General features: G+C 41.0%; 16 protein-coding genes and 1 pseudogene. 4 read left to right on the top strand and 13 right to left on the bottom strand.

The window, feature by feature from the left end; translation table 11 throughout:
- Positions 1-141 precede the first annotated feature (141 nt).
- Positions 142-525: a VOC family protein gene (locus C1E99_RS01105; RefSeq protein WP_105206350.1), complete on the bottom strand. Its 384-nt coding sequence runs from the start codon at positions 523-525 to the stop codon at positions 142-144.
- 93 nt (positions 526-618) lie between these two features.
- Positions 619-1311, bottom strand: a complete 693-nt coding sequence (locus C1E99_RS01100; RefSeq protein ID WP_105106528.1) for a phosphoglycerate mutase — start codon at positions 1309-1311, stop codon at positions 619-621.
- A gap of 226 nt (positions 1312-1537) precedes the next feature.
- Here C1E99_RS01100 and C1E99_RS01095 point away from each other — a divergent pair, with 226 nt between their 5' ends.
- From C1E99_RS01095 to C1E99_RS01085, 3 genes are all read left to right on the top strand, one after another.
- A complete protein-coding gene (locus tag C1E99_RS01095; protein ID WP_105206349.1) occupies positions 1538-2728 on the top strand; it encodes an acetyl-CoA C-acetyltransferase in 1191 nt (396 codons plus the stop codon).
- Between the two features lie 24 nt (positions 2729-2752).
- Complete coding sequence (locus C1E99_RS01090; RefSeq protein ID WP_105106530.1) at positions 2753-3907, top strand: hydroxymethylglutaryl-CoA synthase; 1155 nt, start codon at positions 2753-2755, stop codon at positions 3905-3907.
- A 266-nt stretch (positions 3908-4173) separates the two neighbouring features.
- Positions 4174-5445, top strand: a complete 1272-nt coding sequence (locus C1E99_RS01085) for a hydroxymethylglutaryl-CoA reductase, degradative (protein ID WP_105206348.1) — start codon at positions 4174-4176, stop codon at positions 5443-5445.
- An 8-nt stretch (positions 5446-5453) separates the two neighbouring features.
- Here C1E99_RS01085 and C1E99_RS01080 read toward each other — a convergent pair whose 3' ends face one another.
- The 11 genes from C1E99_RS01080 to C1E99_RS01040 all read right to left on the bottom strand — a co-directional run bounded on the left by C1E99_RS01080 (position 5454) and on the right by C1E99_RS01040 (position 9523).
- A complete protein-coding gene (locus tag C1E99_RS01080) occupies positions 5454-5921 on the bottom strand; it encodes a GNAT family N-acetyltransferase (RefSeq protein ID WP_105144422.1) in 468 nt (155 codons plus the stop codon).
- Positions 5922-6302: 381 nt separating this feature from the next.
- Positions 6303-6488 (bottom strand): hypothetical protein, encoded by a 186-nt coding sequence (locus tag C1E99_RS01075; protein WP_105144421.1) that lies wholly within the window; start codon positions 6486-6488, stop codon positions 6303-6305.
- Between the two features lie 499 nt (positions 6489-6987).
- Positions 6988-7188 carry a hypothetical protein gene (locus C1E99_RS01065; protein ID WP_105206347.1) on the bottom strand — a complete coding sequence of 67 codons (201 nt, stop codon included), beginning with the start codon at positions 7186-7188 and terminating at the stop codon, positions 6988-6990.
- A gap of 178 nt (positions 7189-7366) precedes the next feature.
- The gene (locus C1E99_RS01060) at positions 7367-7627 is read right to left on the bottom strand and encodes a hypothetical protein (RefSeq protein ID WP_105206346.1); all 261 of its coding nucleotides are present in this window, start codon (positions 7625-7627) and stop codon (positions 7367-7369) included.
- A 56-nt stretch (positions 7628-7683) separates the two neighbouring features.
- On the bottom strand, positions 7684-7893 hold the full coding sequence (locus tag C1E99_RS01055) for a CPCC family cysteine-rich protein (RefSeq protein ID WP_105206345.1): 210 nt from the start codon (positions 7891-7893) through the stop codon (positions 7684-7686).
- 123 nt (positions 7894-8016) lie between these two features.
- The gene (locus tag C1E99_RS14605) at positions 8017-8172 is read right to left on the bottom strand and encodes a hypothetical protein (protein WP_161951118.1); all 156 of its coding nucleotides are present in this window, start codon (positions 8170-8172) and stop codon (positions 8017-8019) included.
- A 56-nt stretch (positions 8173-8228) separates the two neighbouring features.
- Complete coding sequence (locus C1E99_RS01050) at positions 8229-8435, bottom strand: CPCC family cysteine-rich protein (protein ID WP_105206344.1); 207 nt, start codon at positions 8433-8435, stop codon at positions 8229-8231.
- Positions 8401-8568 carry a hypothetical protein gene (locus tag C1E99_RS14600; protein WP_161497479.1) on the bottom strand — a complete coding sequence of 56 codons (168 nt, stop codon included), beginning with the start codon at positions 8566-8568 and terminating at the stop codon, positions 8401-8403. Before C1E99_RS14600 ends, C1E99_RS01050 begins: the two co-directional genes overlap by 35 nt.
- Before the next feature lie 2 nt (positions 8569-8570).
- Entirely contained in the window at positions 8571-8723 is a 153-nt protein-coding gene (locus tag C1E99_RS14595; protein WP_161497478.1) for a hypothetical protein, read from the bottom strand.
- 61 nt (positions 8724-8784) lie between these two features.
- On the bottom strand, positions 8785-9018 hold the full coding sequence (locus C1E99_RS01045; protein WP_105206343.1) for a hypothetical protein: 234 nt from the start codon (positions 9016-9018) through the stop codon (positions 8785-8787).
- 262 nt (positions 9019-9280) lie between these two features.
- Positions 9281-9523: a hypothetical protein gene (locus C1E99_RS01040; RefSeq protein WP_153060136.1), complete on the bottom strand. Its 243-nt coding sequence runs from the start codon at positions 9521-9523 to the stop codon at positions 9281-9283.
- Positions 9524-9581: 58 nt separating this feature from the next.
- On the opposite strand from C1E99_RS01040, the pseudogene C1E99_RS01035 reads away from it, so the two are divergent.
- Positions 9582-10607, top strand: a pseudogene (locus C1E99_RS01035) (tyrosine-type recombinase/integrase); the annotation flags it as partial.
- Positions 10608-10751 lie beyond the last annotated feature (144 nt).

Below are 10751 nucleotides of genomic sequence, written 5' to 3'. Positions count from 1 at the left end.
ATTTTCTTTGTGTAGCATAGGAGAACCTCATAAGTCCTTTTTCTTATATTATACTCCTAAATACGAAGAAAAGCCCTTAGAAAATCAATTCTAAGGACTTTGTCTTCAGTCTGAAAGATTGCAAAATGCAATCTTTATCTATTAATCTGCACGAATAACTTCTACTCTGTAGCCATCCGGATCTGTTACGAAATAGTAGCGACCTGGGCTCCCTGGCAAGCCCTTAATATCTGTAGTTGGATAGCCCAGCTCCTTGTGCTTGGCATTATCTCCTTCTAAGTCATCGGAAGAAAGAGCTAGATGAGAGAAGCCGTCACCGACAATGTAAGGGCCGTGATCATAGTTATATGTTAATTCAATCTCAAATTCATCCCCTTCAAGTGCCAAGTAAACCAAGGTAAACTTGTGTTCTGGGTAGTCTTTGCGACGAGTTTCTTTAAATCCAAATGCTTCCTCGTAAAATTTTTGTGAAGCTTCTAAGTTTTCAACACTCAAACATGCGTGTAACATTTTCTTACTAGCCATCATTGTCTCCTTTACTTTTATTAGTTCAAGTATAACACAATCTTTATCAAAGCGTACACAAAAACACCCGAGATAATCTCGAGTGTTAATGAATTATGCTTCCAAGTAGTACTCTTTCACAATGTTCAAGTTTTCATCCAATTCGAAAACAAGTGGTGGGAAGTTTGGAATTTCCACATCCATGATTTCGTCATCAGACAAGCCTTTGATGTGTTTTACAAGGGCACGGATTGAGTTACCGTGTGCACCTACGAATACGTTTTTACCGTCTTTCAAAGCTGGAGCAATTTTATCTTCCCAGAATGGAAGAGCGCGCTCAAGCGTTACTTTCAAGTTTTCAGCATCTGGAATGACTGTTGAGTCAAGGTGTGCGTAACGACGGTCAGTATGTGCTGAATACTCATCGTCTTTTGCCATTTCTGGAGGCAATACATCGTATGAACGACGCCAGATGTGTACTTGCTCATCACCGAATTCTGCAGCTGCTTCAGCCTTGTCTTTACCTGTCAAACCACCGTAGTGACGCTCATTCAAACGCCATGATTTTTCAACTGGTACCCACAATTGATCAGATGCTTCAAGAGCCAAGTTTGTAGTCTTGATAGCACGTTTCAAAACTGATGTGAAAGCAAGGTCAAATTCGATACCAGCTTCTTTAATCAATTTACCAGCATCAATCGCTTGTTGTGTCCCTTTTTCAGACAAATCAACATCAGCCCAACCAGTGAAAAGGTTAGCCTTGTTCCATTCAGACTCACCGTGGCGAGCAAAAACCAATTTTACCATTATTTGGATTCTCCTTTTCTTTTGAGGTTTCCCTCATATACTTCTCTATTTTACACGAAAAGGTAAAAAAATGCTAGCTTTTCCATAATTTGTTTTCGCTTTCATTTCCCTTTCATGAAAATTCAGTCCCAAGACCTATCTTTCTTCTTATGAAAAAATACAAAATAATGGTATAATGGTAAGGCTGAACACGACCGTTCAAAACGATACAACTACAGGAGTTATCATGAAAAAAGTAGCTATCGTGTCTGCCTATCGTTCTGCTATTGGTAGTTTCGGAGGTAGTCTTAAAGATATTCAAATTGCGGATTTGGGAGCCCAAGTTCTCGAACACGCACTGGTTACCAAACACATACCAAAAGATGGCATTGACGAAGTGATTTTCGGTAATGTCCTTTCTGCTGGGCATGGACAAAATATTGCCCGTCAAATCGCCCTAAAAGCTGGACTTCCAGAAACCACCTCCGCTTACTGTGTCAATAAAGTTTGCGGATCAGGTCTCAAATCAGTCCTCCTGGCTGCCCAATCCATCATGCTTGGTGACAATGATGTCGTTGTTGCTGGAGGCATCGAAATCATGAGCCAAGCTGCCTACCTCTCCAAATCCAGCCGATTTGGAAGTAGGTTTGGCCATATTACTTTAGAAGATTCCATGTTGACAGATGGTTTGACAGATGCTTTCAACGACTATCACATGGGCATTACAGCAGAAAATGTGGCTGAACGCTATCAAATCAGCCGTGAAGCTCAGGATGCCTTTGCATACTCTAGTCAAGAAAAAGCTGCAAAAGCTATTGCTGATGGAAGATTTGTTGACGAAATCGTTCCAATTAAGCTAAAAAGCCGCAAAGGGGAGACTATTTTTGCAACAGATGAGTATCCTCGTCTATCGCCACTTGAAAAACTAGCGACCTTACGACCTGCCTTCAAAAAAGATGGTACGGTTACCGCTGCCAATGCTTCTGGCATCAATGATGGTTGTGCAGTCCTCGTTCTCGTGTCTGAGGAAAAGGCTAAAGAGCTAAACCTCACACCACTGGCCTATATCGAAAGTTATGCTACAAGCGGTCTAGATCCTGCCCTCATGGGAATGGGACCAGTTACTGCAAGTAAAAAGGCGCTTCAAAAGATTGGTAAAACTGTAGAAGATATTGATTTATTTGAACTAAACGAGGCATTCGCAGCCCAGTCTATACCAGTTGTCGAACAATTAGGAGCCGACCCTGCCAAGGTCAATGTCAACGGCGGTGCCATCGCTTTGGGTCACCCAATTGGAGCTAGCGGCAGTCGAATCTTGGTTAGCCTCATCCATGAACTCAACAAACAAAACAAAGAGCTGGGCCTCTGTGCCCTCTGTATCGGAGGCGGTCAGGGTATCACCCTTGTCGTTTCCAATGCACAAAAAAATAGCAACTAATCATTTGTAAACAAAGGATAAAGTATGAACATCGGTATTGATAAAATCGGTTTTGCGGCACCCGATTATGTTTTAGATTTGGCTGATTTAGCCCTAGCCCGCAACATTGACCCCAATAAATACAAAATCGGACTTCTCCAGTCAGAGATGGCTGTTGCACCCGTCACACAAGACATTGTCTCACTCGGCGCTCAAGCTGCTGCAGCTATCTTGACAGAAGAAGACAAACAGACCATTGACATGGTCATCGTCGGAACTGAGTCAAGCGTAGACCAGAGTAAGGCCGCTGCTGTATCTATTCACGGTTTGTTAGGCATCCAGCCATTTGCTCGCTCCATCGAGATGAAGGAAGCCTGCTATGGAGCCACAGCTGGACTAAGTTTAGCTAAGAGCCACATCGCTCAATTTCCTGATTCAAAAGTCCTGGTCATCGCAAGTGACATCGCCAAGTATGGATTAGAGTCAGGTGGTGAGCCAACTCAAGGTGCTGGCGCAGTTGCCATGTTGGTCACTGCTAACCCACGCATCATGGTCCTCAATAATGACAATGTTTGCCAGACTCGCGACATTTATGACTTCTGGCGACCAAACTATGACAAGTACCCTCGCGTTGATGGTCGCTTCTCTACAATCCAATACACCGACTGCTTGACCACAACCTTTGATTATTACCAGAAAAAAACAGGTCAGTCGCTTGAAGATTTTGCAGCCATGTGCTTGCACATCCCCTTCTCCAAGCAAGGTCTCAAAGGTTTGCAAGCCATCGCTAAAAATGAAGAAACCCTCAACCGCTTGACAGAGCGCTTCCAAGAAGCCATCGTCTATAACAAGGTTGTCGGCAATATCTACACAGGCTCCATCTTCCTCTCTCTCCTTTCCCTTTTGGAAAATAGCAGAGCGCTCGAGGCAGGGGATCAAATCCTCTTTTATAGCTATGGTAGCGGTGCTGTCTGTGAAATTTTCAGCGGTTCCCTTGTTGAAGGATACCAGAAACAATTAGACCAAAATCGCTTAGAAAGCCTCAACCAACGGACCAAACTCAGTATGGAAGAATATGAACAAATCTTCTTCCAAGAAATCAAATTGGACGAGACAGGTACATCAGTTGACCTTCCAGAAGATCCAAAAACCTTTGCTCTCATTCAAGTAGACAAACACAAACGAATTTATCGTAAATAAGTATTTTACCTATCATTCATTGGAATAATGAATGATAGGCTGATCGAATTTCCAGCACACTTTTCACAGTTAGCGTCAACATCTCAGCGCAGTGGTTGATTGGCAGATTTATTCGTGTTACCACACTCTAAATCTGACCTAATCAACTGTGCGGGGGCGGGAAGACGAACTCTTTTCTATCAGTCAAGTTCTTTCCCGCTCCCCAAAACGGCGCCCTTTGGCTCTCACCAAGGGCGCTTTTCGTTAGAAATTAGAAAGAGGAAACCATGGCACACTTCTCAGGATTCTATAAAAAATCACGTCAAGAACGCATTGACATCCTCCACCACCATCATTCCCTATCCGAAGATAGCCTAGACATTCTTTACAAGGACGAAAACCTACCTGAAGCAATTGCAGGCAAGATGGCTGAGAACCATCTGGGAACCTTTGCCCTACCCTTCTCTGTTCTCCCTGAACTTCTTGTGGATGGACAAATGTATTCTGTACCAATGGTCACTGAAGAACCTTCGGTGGTCGCGGCTGCCTCTTTCGGAGCCAAAATCATTGCCCGGTCTGGCGGGCTTACAACCACCATCCACAACCGCATCATGATTGGACAGGTAGCACTTTTTGATGTTCCTGACCATAGTAGAGCAAGACAAGCTATTCTTGACCAAAAGGAACACATTTTAGAAACTGCCAATCAAGCCCACCCATCTATTGTCAAACGAGGCGGTGGTGCCCGTGAACTGACGGTGGAAAGCAAGGAGGAATTTCTGATTGTCTATCTCCAGGTGGATGTTCAAGAAGCCATGGGCGCCAATATTCTCAACAATATGCTGGAAGCCATTAAGGATGATTTGGAAGTACTTAGCAATGGACAGGCTTTGATGGGGATTCTATCTAACTATGCAACGGAATCTCTGGTCACTGCCCAGTGCCGTCTTTCCATCTCCAGCCTTGCAACTAGCTCGGCTATTGCCCAAGAAACCGCTCAAAAAATCGCCCTGGCAAGCAAACTGGCACAAGTGGACCCTTATCGAGCAGCTACCCATAACAAGGGGATTTTTAACGGGATCGATGCCGTGGTGATTGCGACTGGAAACGACTGGCGGGCGGTGGAGGCTGGCGCTCATGCTTTCGCGAGTCGTGATGGCCACTATAAAGGCCTGTCCACTTGGACAATTGATGGGGAACACTTGGTCGGATCCATCACCCTACCCCTGCCGATTGCTTCGGTCGGTGGTTCCATTGGCCTTAATCCCAAGGTAGCAGTTGCTTTTGACCTGCTCAAGAAGTCCAAGGCCCGCCAACTAGCCTCCATCATCGCTTCTGTCGGGCTCTGTCAAAACTTTGCAGCCCTGCGTGCCCTAGTCACCTCTGGCATTCAGGCGGGACACATGAAACTCCATGCCAAATCCCTAGCTCTGCTTGCTGGCGCTGAGGAACATGAAGTGGACCAACTGGCCCAACTCCTGCGCAAAGAAAAACACAGCAACCTAGAAACTGCACAAAAACTATTATCATCTTTGAGACAACATAAAAAAGAGGGGTAACCTCTTTTTTAGTCAATTATTTGCTCCATGCGGAACTTTTGCGGATTCATACCCAAGCGTTCATAAAATCGAACGGCTCCCGAATTGTCAGCCCATACGTCCAAGGTTAGATTGTGGCAGCCCTGCTCCTTTGCGTAGGAAAGGGCAAAGTTGTAGAATTGCTCACCAATTTTTTGACCACGCACAGAAGAAGATACACACAGATCATCAATATACAATGTCTTGACTGGTTCTAATACATCACCAGTCGCAGTCGTAATTTCACAAAAAAGATGACCAACAACTTGACCATCCAGTTCATAAACAAAAACTGACTTAGCGGAATTGTCCAAAAGTTTCCTTAAGTCTTCCTCAGAATATTTTTGCCCTGAACTTCTAAAAATATCCGGTCGTGCCTGATGATGAACCTGTAAAATCTCTTGCAGCAACTCATTCAATGCTGAAATATCAGACTGTCGAGCTCTCCTAATAGTCATAACTTTATCCCCCTAATTTTTGATTTCTATTATAACACATGTTCATTTTTTTCAAAATAGGTCTAAAGACTGATGAATTATCTGAAAATTTGGATATACTATAAGTGTATCCTAAAATTTTTCATAAATCTCCTAAAAAACCAGTCCACCAAGGCTGGTTTTTTTGTTTTTCCACTCTATCTTAAATGTCATCGCAATTTAAATCACTTAATTACACTTATAGAATAGCTTTTCTTGCTTGGCCAAACACTTCTCAATCAGTGCATTCAATTCCTCTTGAGTGAATAATTTTTCAGTAGTCATTCTTTTTCATCCGCTGATTCATGGCGACCTCCTTTCTATTTTTCTGCAACAAAAAAGCACTTAGATTTCTATAGGTGCTTAATAATCTCCAAATGTTGAGCGAGTGCGTTGGTATTCTTCACGCCATTTCAAATATTCATCCCTTGCCTCAATAGCTTCCTGAGGAGCATTTGGTACTAATTCCATGGTACCGTACTGATAGGGTACCAAGAAATCGCGGAACTTTTGCATCAGTCTATCCCCTTTATCAATAACCATTTCCATGCTACCAGTCCTCCTTCTCTAAAAAGTTATTTATTGACTTACCCTTACTGTTGTTGCTCAACAAATCTAACGTATTCGCCTCTGAAATAATTTCATTTGTTGATAACAATCTACCAATATGTTCATCCAAATGTTCTTGGGTGTAACCACTCACATCTTCACCGATATTTTACCTCTTTGACCTCAAAAACTCAAGTAATTTCTCGTTAAATCTACGTTTTGATTCTGCATACGTAATGCCGTTCGCTTTTGAGTGATGTTCAATGTACATATAGTGTTTATAATGCCCTAATTCATGGACCAAAGTTCCTCTAGCAACATTATCAACTGTAATCTTGCCATTCTGCTCAGTCACAGCCGACATAAGCAAATGCTCACGAACTAATCATTCAGCTAAGCAAGCGTTTCTTCTTGATACGTTTGTTGCTCATGGCGACCTCCTTTCTATTTCCAGCAACAAAAAAAGAGCTGTATAGTTACAACCCTCACTTCATTTATTTTACCAATCTTGCGAAAACAACGGTGGATTTTCTTTTTTATACTTAGCCAACTCACGCTTGTACTCCTCAAATTTTAAGACTACATCTGCAGGTGCTTGTGGAAGTAGTGTTGGTTCTGAAGATGACACGCTAGTATCTAACCAATCTTTTATTTGGCATTTTAATTCAAAAGCTTTGCTAAAAACCCAACTTGCATCCATGTCTCCAACTCTCCATTTCTAAAAATCCATTATTGCTTTTGCACTATATTTAGAATTCAAAAGAGCAAGCGACGTGGATTCTTACATTACTCCGTTTGTCGTACTTAAGCCAGGCATACTCTCTAAATGCAGAAGGGCATTTCCGCTAATATCTATACCATCATTGTACCCCTTTATATTAAATAAACTCAAGTAATTTCTCGTTGAATTTACTTTTTGATTCTACATAAGTAATATCGTTCACTTTTGCGTGATGTTCAATGTGCATATAGTGTTTATAATGCGCTAGCTCATGCACCAGCGGACTTCTAGCATCATTATCAACTGCAATCTTGCCATTCTGCTCAGTCACAGCCGACAAAAGCAAATGCTCACGAGCTAAACACTCAGCTAACATAATTTCAAGCAAGCGTTTCTTCTTGATACGTTTGTTGCTCATAGCGACCTCCTTTCTTTTTTTACAAAAAAAAAAGCACCCGTTTTCTCGAATGCATATTAAATAATTGGTCTACCTTCTGCAAATGCTTTTTTTGCTTCTTCCAAAGTCATTTTATTAGGACCTCCGTCTATATTTGTTTTTCCAGTGTTTTGCCATTTACAAGTATCACAAATATCATAAACAGCAGTTAAAGTTCCGCAAACTGGACAATAAACATACTCCATATCGTCAATAATCACCAAATTTTCTTTGCCAATCTTGCTCATAATAATCCGCTCCTTCCAAAAGTTTCAGAATAGTAGTAAATTGACCACGTTTGGTATCTCCTAATACAAAAATATTTCTAGCGATATCGTAACTAACTCTACGATATTCTGTATCATACCCCATTATTTGATCGCTAATCGGACCTGATAGCAATTCCTAAAAAATACATCAAACATTATTTTCATTATCTGTTCTTCACTAAATCCCTCTGGATGTCCTACTTTTGCAGCTGTTTCACCGTTCATTTTAATTTCAGCTTGTACATGTCTGTTACTCATAGCGCCCCCCTTTCTATTTTCAGCAACAAAAAAGCACCCGTTTTCTCAAATGCATATTAAATAATTGGTCTACCTTCCGCAAACGCTTTTTTTGCTTCTTCCAAAGTCATTTTATTAGGACCTCCGTCAATATTTGTTTCTCCAGTGTTTTGCCATTTACAGGTGTCACAAATATCATAGTCCATGACATCATGACCGCAAACAGGACATTGTAGCCATACATATCCATCAACTATCCAAGTCTTTTGCGACTTCTCTGTCATAGCAAGCTCCCCCTTCATCTGGTTTTAACATGGTTGTAATTTTCACTCCGCCAGCTGGATTTATTTCTCCAATAGCAATTGCCCCTGTTTCCTTATCATTTCTGACACGTCTTGTATCTGTATCATATCCCATTATTAGGTCACTAACCAGAACTGATAGCAACTCCTAAAAAATACATCAAACATGATTTTCATTCTCTGTTCTTCACTTAATCCCTCTGGATGTCCTACTTTTGCAACTGTTTCACCGTTCATTTTAATTTCAGCTCGTACACGTTTGTTACTCATAGCGACTTCCTTTCTATTTTCAGCAACAAAAACGCACTCGATATCTCGAATGCTTAAATTATTATGCTGTTAACAACATCCAACTTTCTCTCAATGTTGTTCCATGTAAATCAATGTCTAACAATTCATCGAATGTGTTGAACTTTTTCTCATTTACTCCAAATGACTCAGAAATAACGTTGGAATCGCCAGAATACCCGATATAATACTCAATTCCATTTAATTTCAGATTGAATTCTTCACCACATTCTATACTTTCTCTAAAATCATCAATTGACGTAAAAAAACTATTCATTGTGTCTGATTCCTTTCAAATCTTTATTTGCAATTCATTCAGCGAATGTTAAATCTCTTTCTTTTGAACGTTTCTTCCTAGAAATACCTTTGTTATCTCTCCACCAAGTCCAATCATGAGAATGTGGGACCAGCTTATTAATATCCGGCCTCTTATGATCTGTATTATCAATATCAAATGTAGCTATACCAGTTTTGTCAAAAAATCTCCGCTGGATTAACTCACCTTCTTTGAATACATCAACAACGCTGTTCGGACTCGATTATTTAGGAACTTTCGAACCGTTAATATCAATGGTATTTTTTCTTACTTTTTTCATCCACTCTACATCGCGAACATTAGTCTTCAACTGTATATATTCCTCAGTCTTATTATACCTCACCTTTTGATATTCATCAATTGATGACAGCGCATTTTCTCCTAATAAACTATTAATATTATCATATTCGTCACGAATTTTTTCAAGTTGCTGCCTCTGCTTCAATTCCGTCTCTGCCCAACTCACAGGGTCTTCATGATATCTCTCTATCTCTATCCTGATAAAGAAAAATTCTCCACGGATCAGAAAAGAGGCCCAGAAAATACTGGATGCAAAAATAGCGGACATCCTCAGCAAGCTGAAAAGCTCTGAAATGCTATTTACAGACCTTTTCGACCAATGGTGGACTTTCTACCAGCAAGAAATCAAACGTACTTCAATCGCTTCTCTGAAGGGCAATATTAAGGAAATCAGAGACAGTTTTGGTCTGGATATCAAAGTAGTCAATATTGACCCAAAATACGTCCAAAATTACCTAGACAACCTGGATTGCTCCAGGAACAAGAAAGAGCGTACCAAATCTATGTTGAACCTTGCTTTTGATTATGCAGTTGACTTGGATATCATCAAAGACAATCCTTCTAGACGGGCCAAACTTCCACGGATTAAAAAGACCTTGGAAGACTGGAAAAAGATTGAAGAAAAATATCTTGAGGAAGACGAAATAAAGCCACTCCTTGAAGAACTCTGTCGCAGACCTAGCACATACCGGATTGGGTTAGCCGGGGAATTTATGAGCTTGAACGGTTGTAGAATTGGAGAGTTAATCTGTATTGAGCCTGAAGACCGAAATTTTGAGACCAGGCAATTGGAACTCCATGGAACTTATGATCATACTGAAGGCTATCGCAATGGCGAGAAAACAACTCCAAAGACCGTCGCTTCATACCGCGAAACACTCATGACCAAACGAGAAATGGAAATTATTCAAGAGTTTGAATTTATGAATGAGTTAGAAAAAAATACCAACCCACGATATAAAGATATGGGCTACATCTTTACGACCAAGAATGGTGTACCGATGCAAACAAACTCTTTCAACTTGGCTCTTAAAAAAGCGAATGAACGGCTTGAGAAACCTATACAGAAAAACCTAACCAGCCACATCTTCCGTCATACCCTGGTCAGCCGTCTAGCTGAGAATAATGTCCCTTTAAAAGCTATTATGGACCGTGTGGGGCATGCAGATGCCAAAACAACTATCCAAATCTACACCCATGTTACCAAGAAAATGAAATCAAATGTAGCCGAAATCATGGAAAATTACTGATTTTATGCCCCAAAAATGCCCCAAAACACAGAAACATACTAAGATTAGTAGTGAGGAAATCTCCGACGGGAGAAAGTACTCACTACTTTTTCTTTATGATAAAGTAGAGGTGTCTTGTTAAGTCGTAGGGCTTTTTGACGCTAG

Source organism: Streptococcus suis (assembly GCF_002964045.1).
In the GTDB taxonomy this organism is placed as follows: domain Bacteria; phylum Bacillota; class Bacilli; order Lactobacillales; family Streptococcaceae; genus Streptococcus; species Streptococcus suis_U.
Note: the sequence above shows the minus strand (reverse complement) of the source record. Positions and strands in the feature narration are given on the sequence as shown.